At 62.1% G+C, this 19,488-nt stretch carries 17 protein-coding genes and 1 pseudogene; 7 read left to right on the top strand and 11 right to left on the bottom strand.

Annotated features, from left to right (window positions below; all coding sequences use genetic code 11):
- Positions 1–137 precede the first annotated feature (137 nt).
- The 4 genes from JQ46_RS02635 (at position 138) to JQ46_RS02620 (ending at position 4,079) form a co-directional block, all read left to right on the top strand.
- Entirely contained in the window at positions 138–1,871 is a 1,734-nt protein-coding gene (locus tag JQ46_RS02635; RefSeq protein WP_034985229.1) for a long-chain-fatty-acid--CoA ligase, read from the top strand.
- 458 nt (positions 1,872–2,329) lie between these two features.
- On the top strand, positions 2,330–3,562 hold the full coding sequence (locus JQ46_RS02630; RefSeq protein ID WP_011274219.1) for an alkane 1-monooxygenase: 1,233 nt from the start codon (positions 2,330–2,332) through the stop codon (positions 3,560–3,562).
- On the top strand, positions 3,559–3,864 hold the full coding sequence (locus tag JQ46_RS02625; RefSeq protein ID WP_005292164.1) for a hypothetical protein: 306 nt from the start codon (positions 3,559–3,561) through the stop codon (positions 3,862–3,864). The genes JQ46_RS02630 and JQ46_RS02625 overlap by 4 nt, the downstream gene beginning before the upstream one ends.
- A gap of 50 nt (positions 3,865–3,914) precedes the next feature.
- Positions 3,915–4,079, top strand: a complete 165-nt coding sequence (locus tag JQ46_RS02620; protein ID WP_034985227.1) for a rubredoxin — start codon at positions 3,915–3,917, stop codon at positions 4,077–4,079.
- Positions 4,080–4,113: 34 nt separating this feature from the next.
- Here the strand turns inward: JQ46_RS02620 and JQ46_RS02615 are convergent, their stop codons facing one another.
- Positions 4,114–5,430, bottom strand: coding sequence for a UDP-N-acetylmuramate dehydrogenase (locus tag JQ46_RS02615; RefSeq protein ID WP_034985225.1), 1,317 nt, complete (start codon positions 5,428–5,430; stop codon positions 4,114–4,116).
- 23 nt (positions 5,431–5,453) lie between these two features.
- Here JQ46_RS02615 and JQ46_RS02610 point away from each other — a divergent pair, with 23 nt between their 5' ends.
- From JQ46_RS02610 to JQ46_RS02600, 3 genes are all read left to right on the top strand, one after another.
- A complete protein-coding gene (locus JQ46_RS02610) occupies positions 5,454–5,951 on the top strand; it encodes a DUF2505 domain-containing protein (RefSeq protein WP_034985223.1) in 498 nt (165 codons plus the stop codon).
- Between the two features lie 70 nt (positions 5,952–6,021).
- On the top strand, positions 6,022–6,873 hold the full coding sequence (locus tag JQ46_RS02605) for a class I SAM-dependent methyltransferase (RefSeq protein ID WP_034985222.1): 852 nt from the start codon (positions 6,022–6,024) through the stop codon (positions 6,871–6,873).
- A 103-nt stretch (positions 6,874–6,976) separates the two neighbouring features.
- Positions 6,977–8,170, top strand: coding sequence for a DUF2993 domain-containing protein (locus JQ46_RS02600; RefSeq protein WP_034985220.1), 1,194 nt, complete (start codon positions 6,977–6,979; stop codon positions 8,168–8,170).
- A gap of 81 nt (positions 8,171–8,251) precedes the next feature.
- Here JQ46_RS02600 and deoC read toward each other — a convergent pair whose 3' ends face one another.
- The 10 genes and pseudogenes from deoC to JQ46_RS02550 form a co-directional block, all read right to left on the bottom strand.
- On the bottom strand, positions 8,252–9,010 hold the full coding sequence (gene deoC / locus JQ46_RS02595) for a deoxyribose-phosphate aldolase (protein WP_034985218.1): 759 nt from the start codon (positions 9,008–9,010) through the stop codon (positions 8,252–8,254).
- Positions 9,007–9,321 (bottom strand): DUF2516 family protein, encoded by a 315-nt coding sequence (locus tag JQ46_RS02590; RefSeq protein WP_034985216.1) that lies wholly within the window; start codon positions 9,319–9,321, stop codon positions 9,007–9,009. The genes deoC and JQ46_RS02590 overlap by 4 nt, the downstream gene beginning before the upstream one ends.
- A gap of 5 nt (positions 9,322–9,326) precedes the next feature.
- Positions 9,327–10,601, bottom strand: coding sequence for a DUF445 domain-containing protein (locus tag JQ46_RS02585; RefSeq protein WP_337588503.1), 1,275 nt, complete (start codon positions 10,599–10,601; stop codon positions 9,327–9,329).
- A 529-nt stretch (positions 10,602–11,130) separates the two neighbouring features.
- Positions 11,131–11,451 carry a hypothetical protein gene (locus JQ46_RS02580; RefSeq protein WP_034985212.1) on the bottom strand — a complete coding sequence of 107 codons (321 nt, stop codon included), beginning with the start codon at positions 11,449–11,451 and terminating at the stop codon, positions 11,131–11,133.
- A gap of 40 nt (positions 11,452–11,491) precedes the next feature.
- Positions 11,492–12,241: a succinate dehydrogenase/fumarate reductase iron-sulfur subunit gene (locus JQ46_RS02575; RefSeq protein WP_034985210.1), complete on the bottom strand. Its 750-nt coding sequence runs from the start codon at positions 12,239–12,241 to the stop codon at positions 11,492–11,494.
- A complete protein-coding gene (locus tag JQ46_RS02570) occupies positions 12,241–14,274 on the bottom strand; it encodes a fumarate reductase/succinate dehydrogenase flavoprotein subunit (protein ID WP_034985208.1) in 2,034 nt (677 codons plus the stop codon). Before JQ46_RS02570 ends, JQ46_RS02575 begins: the two co-directional genes overlap by 1 nt.
- A gap of 33 nt (positions 14,275–14,307) precedes the next feature.
- Positions 14,308–15,093 (bottom strand): succinate dehydrogenase cytochrome b subunit, encoded by a 786-nt coding sequence (locus JQ46_RS02565; RefSeq protein WP_034985206.1) that lies wholly within the window; start codon positions 15,091–15,093, stop codon positions 14,308–14,310.
- Between the two features lie 333 nt (positions 15,094–15,426).
- Positions 15,427–18,105: a glycoside hydrolase family 65 protein gene (locus JQ46_RS02560; protein WP_034985204.1), complete on the bottom strand. Its 2,679-nt coding sequence runs from the start codon at positions 18,103–18,105 to the stop codon at positions 15,427–15,429.
- Positions 18,106–18,269: 164 nt separating this feature from the next.
- Positions 18,270–19,028, bottom strand: a complete 759-nt coding sequence (locus tag JQ46_RS02555) for an HAD family hydrolase (RefSeq protein WP_034985202.1) — start codon at positions 19,026–19,028, stop codon at positions 18,270–18,272.
- Positions 19,029–19,254: 226 nt separating this feature from the next.
- A pseudogene (locus JQ46_RS02550) lies at positions 19,255–19,488 on the bottom strand (malate synthase G); the annotation flags it as partial.

The following is a 19,488-nucleotide window of genomic DNA, read 5'->3' as shown; positions in this document are numbered from 1 at the left end:
TTAGAGCGGGGCTGGGGGTAGGTGGCGTCCACAAAAAATTACTTAATTCCACCAAAGAAAACGAGAAAGTTAGATAGGGTGCCAAAGTAACGTGCATCACGTTTTGAAGACTGTTTCTTTAGACCTAAGGGATCTACATGACTGACACCGAGCGCCCAGAGGGAACGGCCTGGAAGGACAAGCCCTACCTGGAGTACTACGCGGAGTGGACTCCGCACAGCCTGGAGTACCAAGACGACACCATGGCTAAGCTTCTCGACCGTACTGTCGCCGAACACTCGAGCGCCGACATCCTGGACTTCTTTGGCCAGACGATGACTTACGGAGATTTCCTTAAGCAGGTCAAGAGCGTGGCCGCTGGCCTGCGCGAGCTGGGCGTGCGCCCGGGCGACCGCGTGGCCGTAACGCTGCCGAACTGCCCGCAGCACCTAATTACGATCTTCGCAGTCCACAAGCTGGGCGCCGTAGTAGCAGAACACAACCCGCTGTACACCGCCCGCGAGCTGGAGGGCCCCTGCAAGGACCATGCAGCGAAGGTTGCGGTGGTCTGGGACAAGATCGCCCCCATGTTCCAGGAGCTTTCGCGCACCACGCCACTGGAAAAGATCGTTAGCGTGAACATGATCGACGCGATGCCACTGGTGAAGCGCCTGGCTCTGAAGCTGCCGATCAAGTCGATCAAGGAAAAGCGCGACCAGCTCCACGGCGAGGCACCAGGCACCATCCCGTTCTCTCAACTGCTCAGCGCCAAATTCGGCGGCGATGGATCCGACATCGAAAACTGCCCGGAGACGACACAGGACTCCCCTGCGTTCATCCTCTTCACTTCCGGTACGACCGGTAAGCCAAAGGGCGCGCAGCTGACGCACGGCAACGTCATGTCCAACGTTGTCCAGGGACGGTCCTGGATCAGCGGCATCGGCGAGCGTGGTCAGGAGAAGTTCCTCGCTGCCCTCCCCCTGTTCCACATCTACGGCCTGACGCTGACCGCCGCACTGGCCGTATCCACCGGCGGCAAGCTGCTACTGCTGCCAAAGCCGGAGATTCCGCTAATCGTGGACCAGCTGAAGCGTGAGACCCCCACCTACATGCCGGGTGTACCTACCCTGTACGACAAGATTCTGGCTGCCGCGGATGAGCACAACCTGGACCTGCGCGGAATCGCCAACGCTCTGTCCGGTGCGGCGCCGCTGCCGGTGCACACCACCCTGGAGTGGGAGAAGAAGACGGGCGGCAAGATCGTGGAGGGCTATGGCCTGACCGAGTCCGGTCCGATCCTGGTTGCGAACCCCGTCACCCCGGAGCGCCGCGCGGGCTACATCGGCATCCCGTTCCCGGATACGGAAATGCGCGTGGCTGACCCGAATGACTTCAGCAAAACCATGCCGGACGGCGAGCCGGGCGAGCTGCTGGCCCGCGGCCGCCAGGTGTTCCACGGCTACATCAACATCCCGGACGAGGACCAGCCGTTCTACGAGGACTGGTTCTGCACTGGTGACATGGCTGTGATGGAGCCGGACGGCTTCATCAAGATCGTCTCTCGCATTAAGGAAATGATCATCACCGGCGGGTTTAACGTTTACCCCGCCGAGGTCGAGGAGTTCCTGGAGGAGCACGAGCAGATCCAGAAGGCCGGCGTGGTCGGCCTGCCGCAGGACGACGGCTCTGAAGAGGTTGTCGCCGCTATTGTCCTGGAGGACGGCGTGAGCGAGGCCGACTTCGACAAGGAGGCCATCCGTGAGTGGGCTCGCGAAGGTCTGACCCGCTACAAGGTTCCCCGCCGCTTCTTCGTCGTCGACGAGATGCCGGCTGACCTGATCGGCAAGATCCGCCGCCGCGAGGTTAAGGATCTGATCATGACGAAGCTGTAGACGGACGCTTCCCCTCTTCTAGACCTTCCCGAGTTCGGCGAATACGCCGGGCTCGGGTTTCGGCTTTCTTGGCTCCCTAAGCGCCGAATGTCGCTAGAACGGGAATGCGTTAAAGGAAACTATTTTCACCTGCATAAAGTCGCAGGTTAGAGCGTTGCGCTGTTTTGGAACCTTGCGTTTCCATTTACAGATTCCCGTTCTAACGACATTTCCACATTCCACCCCTCCCGGAACCCCTCCTCCAACTACCTCCAAAGCCCTAATTTCATATTGTTGTGAAAACCATATGGTATTCTGTGTCACATGTGCGAGGCAGAGCGCTCCGCCATCCGGGCGCCATCCGGGCCCATCCACGCACCATTCGTGGGCCATACGTGCACGACTCGCACGCCAACTAGATACCAACTGAATACCAACCCCACACCATCGATATGCACAGGAATGCAGGTGAGTCGACGATGACAACCACGCAAAACCCAGCGCACACAGCCAACGGCGCTAGCACCTCTCCCGGTACGGCTCCAGCCAAGCGCCCACCCGGTTGGAAAGACTCCAAGAAGTACGCCTGGACTTTCAGCCTCGTTCCGGCGGCCATTCCACTGATCGTGTGGGGCGTTGCCTCCTGGCTCAAAGCCATCAACGGCCCCGACCTGCTGATCCATGTCACCTGGTGGGCCGGCCCCATTGCCGTGTTTATCCTGATCCCACTGGCGGACGTGATCCTCGGCCGCGATGGCGAGAACGTGCCGGAAGAGTTCGTCCCCTGGCTGGAAGAAACCAAGTACTACCGAGTGGTGACGTACCTCTACTTCCCCATCATGCTGGCCAGCCTCATTGCCTGCTGCTACCTATGGACCAGCTCGGACCTGTTGATGATCGACCGCCTGGGCCTTGCCTGGTCTATGGGCATGAGCTCCGGCATCGGTATCGTCGCTGCCCACGAACTAGGCCACAAGAAGGGCAGCTTCGAGCGTTGGATGGGCAAGATCACCCTGGCTGTCCCCGCCTACGGGCACTTCTACATCGAGCACAACAAGGGTCACCACGTTAAGGTCGCCACCCCGGAGGATCCGGTGAGCTCCCGCATGGGCGAGAACGTCTACACCTACCTGGTCCGATCCATCCCTCACCAGATCCCACGCGCCTGGAACATCGAGAAGAAGCGTCTGGCGCGCAAGGGCAAGTCCCAATTCCACCTCAGCAATGAGGTGCTGAACGCTTGGCTGGTCACCGTGCTGGTCTGGGGCGGGCTGTTCATCGCCTTCGGCATCTACATTCTGCCGTGGATGCTAATCCAGGCCGTGCTGGGCATCGCCTTGCTGGAGTTCGTGAACTACCTAGAGCACTACGGCCTGTTGCGGCAGATGCAGCCGGATGGCCGCTACGAGCGCTGCACCCCGGAGCACTCCTGGAACTCCGACAATCTGACCACCAATATTTTCCTCTACCAGCTTCAGCGCCACTCGGATCACCACGCGAATCCGACGCGCCGCTACCAGTCGCTGCGCTCGGACGTGAAAGCTCCGGAGCTGCCAGCCGGCTACGCGACGATGATCGCCATGGCTTCGATTCCGCCGCTGTGGTTCAAGGTCATGGATAGCCGCCTGATGAAGCACTACAACTACGACGTCTCCAAGGCGAACGTCCTGCCTGGCAAGGAAGAGAAGCTGGCTGCGAGGTGGCAGCGATGAGCACGACCGCCCCAACCGGAAGCACCATCAACCCACCCAACCCAACCACTCACTACCTGCTCAGTGGCGCTGGCACGGCGGTCGGTGCTTTCTTCCTACTGCTCGCGGTCTTGGGCTTGTTCGGCGTTCCCGCTTTGAGCAACGTCGTTCCATGGCCTCTGTTGATCAGCCTTTTCTTCCTGATCCCCGGGATCGCCGGCTTGTGGCGCGGCCCCGGCCAGCCCTCGACGTATGAGATCCCCCGTCCGAAGCAGCGCAAGTTCACCGACAAGAACCGCGCGGCCAAGGCTGCTTCTAAGTGACGCCCCTAGCCCCAACCCCAACCACTTCAGTCCAAGCGAAGGAGTCCCCCATGTCCGTTTTCCAATGCCCTGTCTGTGACTATCGATTCGATGAGGCCGTAGGCGATCCCGCCGAGGGCTTCAACCCCGGCACCCCGTGGTCCGAGGTGCCGGATGACTGGTTCTGCCCGGACTGCGGCGTCCGCGACAAAGTGGATTTCGAGCCGGTCGCCTAGCCTCAGCCGGTCGGCTGGTCTCAACTACCTCGAGCTAGTCGATGCTCACGCCGACCCAGATCGGCTCCGGTTCCAGCACTACTCCGAACGCTTCCTGCACTCCGGCGCGCACGGCGCGCGCCAGTTCCACCACATCCGCACTGGTCGCGGAACCGCGATTGGTCAGGGCCAGAGTGTGCTTGGTGGACAGGGAAGCGCGGTCGTTCCCCGGCACGTGCCAGCCCTTTGCAAACCCGGCGCGCTCGATCAGCCACGCTGCAGAGAACTTGAACTGTGGCTCGCCCACGCCCGTACCGGCATCCGTGCCAGCAGCCGCGCCCGCAGCGGCGCCACCATTGGCCTTCACCGGGTACAGGGGCATCGACTCCACCCCATCGTCGCCGCACTTCTCCCGCACGGCGGCCACCACCGCGTCGCGCGCCTCCTCGCCGGTGACGATCGGATTCGTGAAGAAGGAGCCCGCCGACCACGTATCGTGATCCGCGGCATCCAGAACCATCCCCTTGCCCGCGCGCAGTTCCAGTACGGCCTGGCGCACATCGGCAGCGGGCCGACGGATCTCCCCGGCGGCAGCCTCATCTGCATCCACGCCTAAGCGCCGTGCCAGCTCCCCGAAGCGCAGCGGCACGCTCAACCCGTCGGTGGTCAGCTGGAACTCCACGGACGTCACCACGGCCCGCGAGGTGAACTTCAGATTCGAGTAGCGATACCCCAGGTCCAGGGCGGAAGGTTCCACCCACTCGAGCTCCCCGCTCGTACGGTCATACAACTGCACGCGCCGCAGCACCTGCGCAACCTCCGCGCCATATGCGCCGACGTTCTGCACAGGCGTGGCACCCACGGAGCCGGGGATCCCACTCAGGCACTCCAACCCGCCGAGCCCAGCCTCGACAGTCGCGGCCACCAGCTGATCCCATTCAACTCCCGCAAAGGCTCGCACCACACCAGTCTCGCGGTCGATCGTCACCCCTGTCTCGCCTGTCGCGTCACCGTCAGCGTCTTCGCTATCGCCTACGTCACCGTCACCCGCGCTCAACAGCACCACAACCAACTGGGATACTGCATCCCCTTCGCCCACCACGAGGTTCGATCCGCCGCCGACGACAAGCAGTGGCTGCGTGTGGGCGTCCAAAAAAGAAACGACCTGGGCAACAGCCTCCGCCGAAGAGCATTCGACAACCCCGGCGGGTGCGGCGCCGATGCGCAGGGTGGTCATTTCGGCGAAGGAACGGCTGGTCACACGGGTGTCGGGGATAGAAACTGGGTCGGCGCCAGTGCCGCTGAGGCGCTCCAGAAGGTGGTGTGCGCGTTCCTCGGACGTGAAATGTGCGTTATTAGTCGAATCAGTCACATCACTAAAGGTAGTCTGTTGGCATGACTACTCACAGCGAGAACACTGCAACGATTAACTTCCCCATTGAAAAGGTCTACGAGGCACTCTCCTCCGCAAACTACTGGGCCTACGAGGTCGAGAACATTGGCGACGAGCCGGGCGAGGTGAACTCTTTCACCCCCGAGCCGATCGAGGCCGTCCTCTTCGAACTACTACCGAAGTCCGCTCTGCCGGAGGCTGTGCGCGGCATGGTTTCCCAGGACCTGAAGCTCAAGCGCGTCGTCGAGTTCGGCCCGCTGGCTGACGGCACCACCACCGGTAAGGTCAACGCAGAGGTCAAGGGCGCACCGGTTTCCTTCTCCGCGGATGTCACCCTGACCGGCTCCGGTGACTCCACCGAGCTGAAGGCCGACTGCGCCGTGGACGTGAAGATCCCGATGATGGGCGCCGTCCTGGAGCCGAAGGTTGCCGAGTGGGTGGAGGAGTTCCTGACCCGTGAGGCCGCCCTGATCCAGAAGTGGATCAGCGACAACGCCTAAAGCCCGGCATAGGCTCCGCCTGGACCTTTAACGAAAAAACTCACTCACTTGGAAGGCTCGGTTACCCCGCGTGGCTGACCACGCCCACAATCTCAAGGCCCGTTCGTGGAATACGGACGGGCCTGTTGGCGTCCCTACCCGCGGAACGACTGGCTACAACCGCCTGCGCAAGTCCGACCGCTGGCTGGTGGCGCAGCCGAGGGTACAGGCCCAGCTGCGAGGGGCCGTACTGCACGAGCAGCGCAACCCCGTGGCCGTCGACGTCGGCTACGGAGCCTCCCACACCACTACTTGCGAGTGGGCTCGGTGGCTGCGGACCATTGCCCCCACAGTGGAGGTCACCGGCCTGGAGATCGAGCCTTCCCGCGTGCTCCCCGACCGCGAGGGTGTGCACTTCGCCCTCGGTGGCTTCGAGTTAGCGGGCCTGCAGGCGGACGTTGTGCGGGCCTTTAACGTGCTGCGCCAATACGACGTGGACCAGGTGCAGGCCGCGTGGGACACGATGCGTGCGAACCTGCGCCCCGGTGGCGTGATCATCGAGGGCACCTGCGACGAGGTCGGCCGCCGCTCCTGCTGGGTACTGCTGGATGAGGCCGGCCCGCAGTCCCTGACCCTCGCGTGGGATCCGCAGGACATCGAAAAACCCTCCGACCTGGCCGAACGCCTGCCGAAGATCCTGATCCACCGCAACACCCCCGGCCACCTCATCTACGACGTCCTCGCAGAGCTCGACCGTTGCTGGGAACGCGCAGCACCCCTGGCCGTCTTTGGGCCACGAGTGCGGTGGCGCTCGGCGAAGCAGGAGTTCTTGGGTTCTCTTGGTGACGCCCACGCTCCCGCGGCGCGGCTCAACCCGCGCCGCCGCTTGGCGGATAATTCAATCACCTTGCCATGGTCATTGGTGTGCGAGCCTGTGTATTAGCTATCTGTTCGCTGCCAAGTCTTGGCTCAACTATGGGCTCTAAAGTGGGCTGGGGCTAAGATACGGGTTGGCACAGCTCCGACGATAAGGAACACTGATACGGGTGACTAACCCACAAAACCCATCACAGAACCCGTCCTCGAATGCCGGCGGCAACGAGGATCAGACGGCTGTCTGGAACACCAGCGGCAACAACAGCCCGAACCAGTACGGCTCTGGGTACGGCGCTCCGCAGGGGCAGCTGGGCCAGCCGAACCAGCAGCTGCAGTTCGGTCAGCCGGGGCAGCAGGGCCCGTATGGCCAGGCAGGCGCGTACGGCCAACCACCGCAGAACATGTACCAGCAGCAGCCAAAGAAGAGCAAGCTTTGGCTGAAGGTCCTTATCGGATTCTTGCTTGTCATTGTTTTGCTGCTGCTTCTCGCCGAGTTCGGCCTCCGCTGGTTCATGAAGGACCAGATTCAGAGCGCGTTTAGGGAGCAACAGCAGGAATCCGGCGTGTCTGAACCCGTGGATCCGGATATTTCCCTGGGCGCTTCCCCAGTGCTGCTGGGAATTGTGCAAGGCAAGATCCCCCAAATGACCGTCGATATTCCCTCCACGTTGGACATCACCTACGAGGGGCAGGACAAGTCCAAGCCCAAAATCTCCGGCGAGCCCGCGGTTCACCTGGAGCTTCGTGACATGAAGATGGATACCGACAATCCTGATGACTCAGTGGTGGGCGACCTGCGCCTGCAGACGGTAGTCACCAAGGAGATGCTGCTGGCTCAGGCCTCCGAAAGCGCCAGCGACGGCGGTGGGGATGAGGACAACCCGCTGGCTGGGTTACTGCAGATTACTGACGTCCGCCCCAACCCGGACAAGCAGACCCTAAGCTTCGACCTCACTGGCGGTCTGGCGACCTTCGAGGTCAAGCCAGTTATCCAGGACGGGCAAATGAAGATGGAGATGGAGAACGTCTCCCTGCTGGGTATGGATCTTCCGGAGTCCTTCACCCAGGAGATGGAGTCGCAGTTGGAGGACTCCATCCCCGCTGATGCTCAGGGCGGCATGGACTTCGAATCCCTCAACGTCACCGACGAGGGACTGGAAGTAAACATGCACGGCACGGACGTTAACTTCTCCGAGCTGGACACGGGCTCCGCCACCAGCAGCTCCAGCGGCGGCAGCGGCTCTGACAACGGCAGCGGATCCGGCGGTTCCGGCGGTAGTGGGTCGGGCAATACCGAGGACGCGGACCTCACCCGCCCCTGGAAGGAAGACGGCCCGGTCGGTTCCTCCAACATGGCCGCCTAGCCGCTCCNCCCCCCCCCCGGCTCCGGCCACCTAGCCCGCCAGTACGGAGTACGGCCGCAGGGCGCAGGCCGCAAACCGGCTCTAGGCGCCCAGCACCTTCGCTGCCGCGGAAACCCCCAGGCGGGTAGCTCCCGCCTCAATCATCGCCAGGGCCGCCTCCCAATCGCGGATGCCACCCGAGGCCTTGATCCCCACCAGGCCCGCGGCAACGCGCTCTTCCTCCCCCATGCCGAACGGCGCCAGCTTCCCCAGCTTGCGCAGCTCGTCGGCCATGATACTCACAGCCTCCACGCTCGCACCACCCGCCGGGTGGAAGCCCGTGGAGGTTTTTACGTAGTCCGCGCCCGCCTGCACGCACGCGCGCACGGCAGTGCGCAGCTGCTCCTCGTCCAGCAGCGCGGACTCCACGATCACCTTCAGCACCAGCGGGTGCGGCAGGGCCTCCCGCACGGTGATCAGCTCCGCCAGAAGCGCATTCTGATCCTTCGCCAGGGCCGCCGCCACATCGATCACCACATCGATCTCGTCAGCCCCCAACTGCGCGGCATAACGCGCCTCGGTGGCCTTCACCAAGGAGGCGTGCTTGCCGCTAGGGAACCCGGCTACGGTGGCGATGCGCAGCGTGGCGTCAGAACCCGAAGAACCCAAAGAATCAGAAGGCGGCACAGAGCCCAAAGGCAACATAGAGGGCGACACACACACCGCGCCGCACCCCAACTCCGTGGCCTCACGCACCAGAGCCGCCACGTCGTCGCGCGAAGCTTCGGGCTTCAGCAGCGTGGCATCCAGGATGGCGGCGACGGCCTCGCGGGAGACCTTAGAACGATCAAACGCAGTCACCAAGAACCACCCGCATTATCCAGCACGTCGCGGATCGCGGGGCGCACATCCTGCCAGTAAATACCGACGATGACCGCCGCGATGATCCACAGCAGCTCGATTGCGATGAAGAAACTCAGGATAGACAGCGCCACCGCACCGCCCATCAGCATCAACCAATTCTGCTTCTCGCGGTCGATAACCATAAAGGCATCGTCGCGGGTGCTAGCCAGCTGCGCCAGGCCGATGGCCGCCAGCACGAAAATAGCGACTGCCAGCGCCAGATTAATGCCCGAGTATGCGTAGTACAACGCCGTTAGAACCATGTGCATGCCACTCAGCCTAACGCAAAGATCAGCTCAGTCAGGGAGTAAATCGCCAGGCCAGCCAATGCGCCCACAATCGTGCCATTCACACGGATGAACTGCAGGTCCTTGCCCACCATCAGCTCGATCTTGTCGGAAGCCTCCTGCGCGTCCCACCGCTCAACCGTCTCCCCGATGATGCCCGTGACCTCGCCCGCATAGTTATCGGCAAGGTAGCTGGCCGCCCCGACGATGCGCCGTTCAAGCTCTTCCCGCAGCTCTGGTTCTTCTTGGATACGACGCCCATACGCCTCCACCCATTGCGCAATCTGCCGGCGCAGCAGGGAATCTGGGTCGCGGGACCAGGCGGTGAGTGTTGCGCGGGTGGATTCCCACAAGCGGCCGGGCATCGCGGTGACAGGCCCGGAGGTCATGACGTCGTTCTTGAAGCCCTCCACCCGGGCAATCATCTTTTCATCGTGCTGGAGGTCCTGTGAAAGCTGGTAGATGAACGAACGCAGCTGGCGGCGCGCATCGTGGTTGGGGTCGCGGCGAACGTCGCCGGTGAATTCCACCAGTTCCCGGTACACGCGGGAGCCCACGAGCTCGCGGACAAATCGAGGTGCCCAGGCCGGAGTGCGCTCGTCGATGAGGCGGACCACGAAGTCCTCGGAAGTGCGGGCCTTGTCGTCCATCCAGACGACGATCGCGTCGACGGCAGGCTCAGTGCGGCCTTCCTCGATGAGTTGCTCCAGGCCGCGGCCCAGCGGCGGGCCCCAGGTGGGTTCGCTGAGCTTGTCGATGACCAGGGCGCGGAGGACTTGCTCTGCTTCTTGGGGGTTGATGCCGTTGACTGTGAGGTCGATGATCTTGCCGACTTCCTGCGAGACGCGGTTGGCGCCGCCGTCGTTGACAACCCAATCGCTGGCGCGCTCCGGGATTCGCGCCTTGCGGAGCTTATCGCTGATGAGGGCGGCATTGAGGAAGTTCTCCCCCACGAACTCGCTGAGGGCGTGGCCGACCTGGTCTTTCTTCCGCTTAATGATCGCCGTGTGTGGAATGGGAATGTGCAGTGGGTGGCGGAACAGAGCTGTGACGGCGAACCAGTCGGCAAGGGCACCGACCATGCCGGCTTCGCTGGCCGCACGGACGTAGCCGATCCAGGCGCCTGGGTTGCCCTGATATTCGAGCCAGCGCATGGCCACATAGATGAGGGTCGCGATGACCAGGAGGCCAGTGGCGATGGTCTTGTGCTTTCTTAACTCGGCTCGGCGAGCAGCTTCGGTGGCAGGATCTGGCCCGGGCACTTGGGACAGTGGTGAGTCCAAGTGTGGTGATGCCTGGGCGGCCTGGGGCGATGACGGCCTGGGGGTCTGGGGCGATGTTGGCTGGGCCGCTGGTTGCTGCTGATGCACAGGCTCGGGTCGGCCTGATGCAGTGGGGTTTTCGGAAGCAGTCATTGTTCAATTATGGCACCACTTGGGGCGTCAACATGGGTCCCGCTGGGTACCAGCGATCCCTGCATGTGTTGGCCGCCAGAGCAGGTATACGGCTGCGATGTCGCTAGATCGGGAATGTGTTAAAGACAACCCTTCTCATCTATCCAAAACGCCTGGTCAAAGCGTTGACTATTTTTGGCGGTTGGGAAGCTGGGCGTACACATTCCCGTTCTAACGACATTCCCCATTAGCCAATGCACAACCACATTGGGCGAAGCAAGACCGCGCCACCGGAAGTGGTGGCGCGGTCTGCGCAAATGGAGGCGCTTCAGCTCTGGCTCAAGCCCAAGCTCTGGCTTCAGCCTTGGCTCAGGCTCTAGCTTTAGCTAATCGATAACTAGATGATGCGGCCGGAACGTTTCTTGTAGTCGCGGTAGTTCTTGCGACCTGCGTGGATGCACGCAGAGCCAGCTACAACAGCAACAACGGCCATTACAACGCCGATAATCAGGTACGTCATGCCGTTTTCCTGAGTGCCGGACATGTTGGTAGCCAGACCGAACACGATGGTACCCAGACCCGGCATCAGCAGCAGCCAGAAGCCCATGCCGATCCAAGTGAGGGAGCGCTGCAGCGAAGAGTGCGGCGCATCAAAGCTGGACGGCTGGTAGCCATCAACGTAGTAACGCTCCATGTGCAGGTTCTCACTGAGTGCCATGGTTCTCTCCTACTTTCTGATACTTGTCTTGGAGTCGATCTTAGTCATCCTTGCCGCGGAAAGCGGCACGGGTGCGTTCCTTTGTGATAGCTGCCACAGCCGTCAGCGGGATACCCGCCGGGCAAACGTCAGCACACTCGCCGTACAGCGAGCAAGGACCGAAGGTACCCTCGACCTCATCAACCATCTTGCGGGCGCGCTTGCCGCGCTCCTCACGACCCAGCGGGGACAGCGTCAGGTGCACCAGCTTCGCGCCGGTGAACAGGTGAGCTGCACCGTTCGGGCAAGCTGCGACACAGGCGCCACAGCCGATGCAGGCTGCGTGATCCAGCGCCTTCTCCGCGTCGGAGTGGTTCACCAGCAGAGAGTCGGCATCCGGAGCGGTGCCGGCCATGACAGACACGAAACCGCCCTTTTCCATCACGCGATCCAGTGCGGAACGGTCGACGACCATGTCCTTGATAACCGGGTACGCAGCGGAACGCAGCGGCTCCAGCTTGATGGTGTCGCCATCGTTGAAAGAGACCAGGCGTTGCTGGCAAGCGGGCTTGTTCTGATCCGGACCGTGGGGACGGTCGTTGACCATCAGGCCACAGGTACCGCAAATACCCTCGCGGCAGTCCGAGGCGAAGGCAAAGGGCTCCTTGCCCTCCTCAACGAACTTGTTGTTTACGTGGTCGAGCAGCTCCAGGATGGACATCTGCTCTGCAGCGTCGTCAACGTCAACAGACTCGAAGTGGCCTTCGGCATTCGGGCCCGCCTGACGCCAGATTTCAAGATGCAGTTTCATTACTTGTAATTCCTTGTCATCAGCGGGATACGGTCGAAGTACAGGGGCTCGGAGTGGCGGATGAACTTGTTCTCGCCATTCGGCTCCCAGGCGGAGACGAAGCACCAGTTGTCATCGTCACGCTCTGCCTCGCCGTCTTCGGACAGGTGGTCATCGCGGTAGTGGGCACCACAGGACTCGTCGCGGTCCAGTGCGTCCACGCACATCAGCTCGCCCAGATCCAGGTAGTCGGCAACGCGGGTTGCGTACTCCAGGGTCTGGTTCATTTCCTCGGTACCGCCCGGGATGTGGACGTTGGCCCAGAAGTCCTTGCGCAGTGCGCGGATCTTCTCGATGCCGTCCTTCATGTCCTTCACGTTGCGGGACACGCCACAGGAGAAGTACAGGATCTCACCCAGCTGGCGGTGGTAGTACTCCGGACCGTGCGGGTCGTCGCCCTTGATGGTGGTCAGACGCTCGATGCGGTCCTTGGCGCGCTGCAGGGCTTCCTGAGCTGCCGGGGAATCGGCGGCCGGGATTTCCTCGCCCAGGTGCGGCGCCAGGTAGTTCGGGATGGTGAACGGCAGGGTGAACCAGCCCTCCACAGAGGAGGACAGCAGGGAGTTAGCACCCAGGCGGTTCGCGCCGTGGTACATCCAGGAGGACTCACCGGAGCAGAACAGACCGTCGATGGACGTCATCTCGTTGAAGTCGGTCCACAGGCCACCCATGGTGTAGTGGCAGGTCGGGGCGATGCGCATCGGGGTCTCGTAAGCGGACTCGCCGATGGCCTCTTCGTACATCTGGATCAGGTTGGAGTAGCGCTCGCGGATCGTGTCCTTGCCCAGGCGCTGGATAGCGTCGCCCAGGTCCAGGTACACGGAGTTCTTCATCGGGCCCACACCGTAGCCAGCGTTGATCTGCTGAGCGTTGGCACGGGAAGCGATGTCACGCGGAACCAGGTTACCGAAGGCCGGGTAGCGGCGCTCCAGGAAGTAGTCGCGCTCGTCCTCCGGGATGTCGTTCGGCTTGCGGTCGTCACCCTTCTTCTTCGGGGTCCAGATGCGGCCGTCGTTACGCAGCGACTCGGACATCAGGATCGTCTTGGACTGCCAGGTGGAGTTCACCGGCAGGCCGGTCGGGTGGAACTGCACGAAGGACGGGGACGCCATGTAGGCACCCAGCTCGTAGGCACGCATGATGGCCGAAGCGTTGGAGTTTTTGGCCAGCGTGGACATGTGGTACACGTTGCCGTAACCGCCGGTGGCCAGCACGGTTGCGTGGCCGGTGTGAGCCTTTAGCTCGCCCGTCAGCAGGTTGCGCATGATCACGCCCTCACAGCGGCCGTCGTTGACGATCAGGTCAACCAGGTCGTTGTGGGTGAAGATCTCCACGTGGCCGGCACCGATCTGGCGGTACAGCGCAGAGGTGGTGGCCAGCTGCAGCTGCTGACCCGTTTGACCACGGGTGTAGTAGGTGCGGGAGACCTGAACGCCACCGAAGGAACGGGTTGCCAGGGTGCCGCCGTACTCGCGGGAGAACGGCGCGCCGACAGCGTTCATGTGGTCGATGACCTTCGGGGACTCCATAGCCAGGCGCCAGCAGTCGTTCTCGCGGCAGCGGTAGTCGCCGCCCTTGACCGTGTCCTTGGCGTGCAGGTAGGTGGAGTCGTTATCCAGCTTTTTACCGCGGGAGGAGTTCACACCACCCTGCGCAGCGATGGAGTGCGCGCGGCGCGGGGAGTCGTGGTAGGTGAACACCTTGACGTCGTAGCCCAGCTCGCCGAGTGCGGCAGCTGCGGCGCCACCGGCCAGGCCGGTGCCGACGATGAGGATGCGGAACTTGTTGCGGTTCAGCGGAGACACCATTCCGAAGTGCTCCTTGGCATACTGCCACTGCTTATCCTGGCCGACTACGTGGGGTGCGTTGTCCTTCAGGACCTTGCCGACGGTCACGCCCTCGACGACGGATTCCGGCGCCGTGAAAGCAGCGACGGCCTTGTCGTAGTCGAAGTCCGCGGTCTGATTGTGCGGGTGGTTAGTTACTTCGCTCATTTAACTCTCTTCTCCTTGTAACCAGACTCGCCGTTATTGCCCAGCCGGGACGAACGGGACCTGATCAACCAGCCCAAACATCACAGCCAGCGGGATGGAGATGTTGCCGATCATCACGATCGCGGGCAGCAGGTAAGCGATCCACAGCATGACCTTGCGGGTGCGGTGGCCGGTGATGCCCAGGTCCGAGGTGGCAGTCCAAATGCCGTGGGACAGGTGCATGAACAGGATCAGCATCGCCAGGATGTAGAAGATGGCCACAGCCGGGCGGTCGAAGGATGCAATCAGGTTCTGGTAGGCAGCGTGTGCGCCGTCAGTCGGACCCTGGAAGTCCTCGGAAGCGACCGGCTTTACGCCCATCGTCAGGTCCAGGATGTGGAAGATGATGAACAGCAGCAGCACGATGCCGGTGACGATCATGCTGCGGGCGGTAAAGGTGTTCCAGCTGCTGACCATGCCCTTGCGGCGGTAGCGGCCGCGGGACTGGTGGGCACGGCTGGTCAGTGCGAATGCGCACCATACGTGCAGGATCAGGCACACCAGCAGCACGATACGAGCAACCCACAGGAAGGACTCGTGCGGCAGCAGCGGGTAGCCGAACTCACGCAGGAAGTCGGCGTAGGTGTTGAAGGATTCGGCCCCCATGTAAACCTTCAGGTTTCCAACCATGTGAACCAGGACGAACAGCGCGAAGATGATACCCGTGATGGCCATCGTCAGCTTCATCGCCCACGAAGGGAAGCCTGGCTTCTCGCGCAGGCTCGAAGTTCTCAGTTTTCCGTGAGCGATTGCCTCACGGTCGTCATATTTAACAGTCATGGCACCTCCAGTGTCATAGACACTGTATGTGCTTAAGCCCCCGTCGGACTACTTGTGTACCTGCATATTCCCGGTCTTACACCCCGTTATGGGGTATAGCATTTCCGCAATACAAACCTTGCAAAAATACCCATAACGGTACGACCGTACTGTTAGATTCCCCCTTAGAGGTCGTTACTGCATAGCGTCACACTGGTCACACGGTTTTCGGGAGTCGCTCTGTTTCTTTCTTATTGACGCCACGCCCCAACCGCTTTGCGCCCATCACCCGCCTCACAGAGAATGCGGGGATGGCGGCGTGCGCTGGCGGTGGGCGTCAGAAAATATATATTTTTATAGCTTTACCCAGTGTTCCGGGGAACCATTCTTAGAACCGCCATCTGCATCCCGGGCAGCTTCGACCCCATCGGCTCCGTCGGTACGGTGTTCACTGAGCAGCGTCGGTCCTTTCACAACGATGGGCTCGTGGCCGACGACGACCTCCTCGCCCATGACCCAGATCGGACCGACCTTGCGGTCGCCCTCCTCCAGCACCAGCTCTACCTCACCGGGGCGAACCTCCACACGCAGGCGCTCGCCGTGCAGGGTGATGTGGTAGGTCAGGGACTCCCACTCGTCCGGCAGTCGCGGGTCGATGGTGAACTGCCCATAGAAATCGCGGAACCCGCCGAAGCCATTGGTCAGCGCCGTCCACGCACCACCGCACGAGGCGATGTGCACGCCGTCGGAGGCATTGTGGTGCAGATCGCCCATGTCCACGAACAGGCCGCGGTAGAAGAACTCCTCGGCCTTCTCCTTGTAGCCCAGCTCCGCCGCGATGATGGACTGCACGACGGCCGACAGGGTGGAATCTCCCGTGGTCAGAATGTCGTAGTAGTCGTAGTCCGCGCGCTTGACCTCGGTGGAGAAGCGCTGCCCCTGCAGGAACAGCGCCAGCACCACGTCGGCCTGCTTCAAAATCTGATAGCGGTAGATCGTCAGCGGGTGGTAGTGCAGCAGCAGCGGGCGCTTCGGGCCGACCTCCGGATCGTCCAGGTCCCAGATTCGGCGATGCAGGAACTGGTCGTCCTGGGGGTTAACCTTCAGCTCCTCGTTGTACGGGATGTACATGCACTCGGCAGCCTTGCGCCAGAGTTCAACCTCGGCCTGCGTGATGTGCTTGAGATCCTGCAGGTTGCGGTATTCCTCCGGGCGCTCCTTTTCCATCTGGCTTACCACCGCCGCCGCGACCTCCAGGTTGTACTGGGCCATCACGTTTGTGTACAGGTTGTTGTTCACCACGGTCGTGTACTCGTCCGGGCCGGTCACAGAGTGGATCTCGAACTTATTCTGCTCGCTGTTGAAGAAGCCGATGGACATCCAGAACCGGGCGGTCTCCACCAGCAGGCTGATGCCCTGCTGCAGCAGGAATTCCGTATCGCCGGTTGCGTAGACGTACTTCATCAGCGCAAACGCGATGTCGGCATCGATGTGGTACTGCGCGGTGCCCGCCGCGTAGTAGGCCGAGGATTCCTGGCCGTTGATGGTGCGCCACGGGAACAGGGCGCCGTCGTGCGACAACTCCAGTGCGCGCTGTTTGGCCGCGGGCAACATGTCATAACGGAAGCGTAGGGCGTTCCGGGCCAGGTTGGGGTTGGTGTAGCAGAGGAACGGCATCACGTAGATTTCCGTATCCCAGAAGTAATGTCCGCCGTAACCGGAGCCGGTCATGCCCTTTGCTGGCACGCCGTTTGTCTCCGCGCGGGCGGAGGCCTGGATCAGTTGGAAGATGTTCCAGCGCACTGCCTGCTGCAGCGCGGGCTGGCCGGCGATGCGCACGTCGGAGCGCTCCCAGAAGCGGGCCAGCCACTCGGCCTGGTTGTCCATCAGGTTGCTAAAGCCCACCGACTTCGCACGGTTGATGGTGCGGGCGCAGCGGAACGCGAGCTCCTGCGGGGCCACGTGGCGGGAGGAGTGGTACGCCGTGAACTTCTCCAGGCGCATCTTCATCCCCTTCTTGCCGTTCAGGTGGTATGTCACGCGCGCGACGTCCTCCTCCACCTCTGTGGAGACCTCCACGCCGGTATCCACGCCCGTGTCCGTCTCATCCGAGGGATTGTCGATGTCCAGGATGTGGTCCATGGAGACTGTCACGGTCATGCCCGAGTGGTTGATCTGGTAGCCCAGCGTGGCGCGCTCTGGCTCAGTGCTGGACTGGTACTTCGGGATGAACACGCGGTCCTGGAACTGCTCGCCCTTGCGCGGGTCGAAGCCCTCCTCGCCGGCCACGCGGGCGTTGTTATCCGGGAATTCGCCCTGGCCGTCCTCGCGGTTCAGCAGCTGGGAGGAGACCACGACGGCCGCCGGTGCATCCAGCAGCTCGACCTCCAGGGATTGCAGCGCCAGGTGGCGTTCCTGAAAGCTCACCATGCGCTCGGAGGTCACGCGCACGTGCTTACCGCCCGGAGTGCGCCAGACCAGGCTGCGGCGCAGCACGCCTTCGCGGAAGTCCAGGCTGCGGTTGTATTCCATGACCTCCGCGTTGCCCAGGCGCAGCGGCTCGTCGTCGATGTACAGTCGCATGGCCTTCGCATCTGGTACCGAGACGATACTTTGGCCGGTCCGCGCCAGGCCATAGGCATCCTCTGCGTGCTCGATGTCCCAGGTCTCGTGCACGCCATTGATAAACGTTCCGTGAGTCTTGGAATCGCGCCCCTCTTCCGGGTTACCGCGCAGGCCCAGGTAGCCGTTGGACAGCGCGAAGAGAGTTTCGGAAACGCCCAGATCCATGTAGTTCGGGCGGGTCTCAATCAGCGCCCACTCATCGACCGGGTTGTTATCACGATTCACAGCCTTCAGCGGATCGACGGCGCTGTGTTTCCGGTCGGCGCGGAAGCCCTCCGCACGCAGATCGCCACCGTCGACAGGTCGCTTATAACCCGGCTCCGCTCCCTCTCGGCGGGTTGCTAGGAAGTCCTTCAGCCGCTGGTCTTCCGGGCTGCGCTTGGTCTGTCGTTGCGCGTTGATTCCCATAGTGTTTCCGGTTTCTCCGTCTAGTTCTGTCTAGTTCCGTCTACTTCTTTATAGGCCTGCGTAAGCCTATGTAAACCTGCGTAAGTCTTTGCAGTTCTGTGCCGGTTGTTCGTCTAAAGGCTCAGCGTGTAAAGGTTCTGCGTGTTAGCCCCCGGCCACGTACTCTAGCCCAGCAGGTCCGCCAGGTCGTCGACCACGATGTCCGCGCCGTGTTCGTGCAGCGCCTCCGCGCCTGCCCCGCGATCCACGCCGATTACCAGCCCGAACTTGCCGGCCTTTCCGCTGGCCACACCACTGGTGGCATCCTCCACCACCACCGAGTTCTCCGCACTGGCACCGAGCTGCTGTGCGCCATACAGGTACGTATCTGGTGCGGGTTTACCCGGCAGGTTCTTTTCGGACGCCACCTTCCCATCCACAACAACCTCAAACCGATCGAGCAGCCCCGCCGCCTTAAGCACCGGGCGGGCGTTCTTCGAGGAGGAGACGATCGCGATCTGCGGAGCCTTCTCCCCCGCCGCGGCGCGATCCCGGATGGAATCCAGCAGCTGCACGGAGCCCTCGTAGGCCTGCACACCTTCTTCCACCAGCTTCAGGAAGTCCGCGTTCTTGCGGGCTCCCAGGCCGTGGATCGTATCCTGATCCGCGTTATCGTCCGCGTTGCCCTCTGGAACCTCAATGTCACGGCTGGCCAGCAGGGCAGCCACGCCCTCGTCGCGGCGGCGGCCGTCCAGGTAGTCGAAGTAATCCTGTTCGGTGTAGGGCTTAGCACCCTTGGCCTCCAGGAACGCACTGAACATCCGTGCCCACGCCTGGCGGTGGAGCTCTGCGGTCGGGGTGATCACACCGTCGAGGTCGAAAAGTACGGCGTCAAAATCAAAGAGAGAACGGGCGGGCGGGGTGCCAAAGGTGGTGACGGACAAAGTCGGGCTCCTTCCGGGGCGCCTTGATGCATGTGCGTTCGTGCGTGTGTGTTCGTGTGTCCACCAGTCTAACCAGGGGGTTGGACAGCTGTCCGTGCAAGGAAGTTGCAAGAAAGCTGCAAGGAAGCTGCGCGGAAGTGGGCATAGGAAAACCGCCGGGTGAGGCGGGCTCACACCGGCGGCTAGATCCTTAACGCCTTAAGCAGCGTTAGCTATGCGCGGGGCTTTAGGCGATGCCGTTTTTAGCCTTAAACTCCAAACGACGGGCGTGCAGAATCGGCTCGGTGTAACCAGCCGGCTGCTCCAGACCCTTAAACACCAAATCCTTCGCAGCCTGGAAAGCCACAGACTCATCAAAGTTCGGTGCCATGTTGCGGTAGTTCGCATCACCAGCGTTCTGCTCATCCACCTTCGCAGCCATACGCTGCAAAGACTCCAGAACCTGCTCCTCAGTCACCAC

Source organism: Corynebacterium jeikeium, from assembly GCF_000738175.1.
Taxonomy (GTDB): domain Bacteria; phylum Actinomycetota; class Actinomycetes; order Mycobacteriales; family Mycobacteriaceae; genus Corynebacterium; species Corynebacterium jeikeium_C.
Note: the sequence above shows the minus strand (reverse complement) of the source record. Positions and strands in the feature narration are given on the sequence as shown.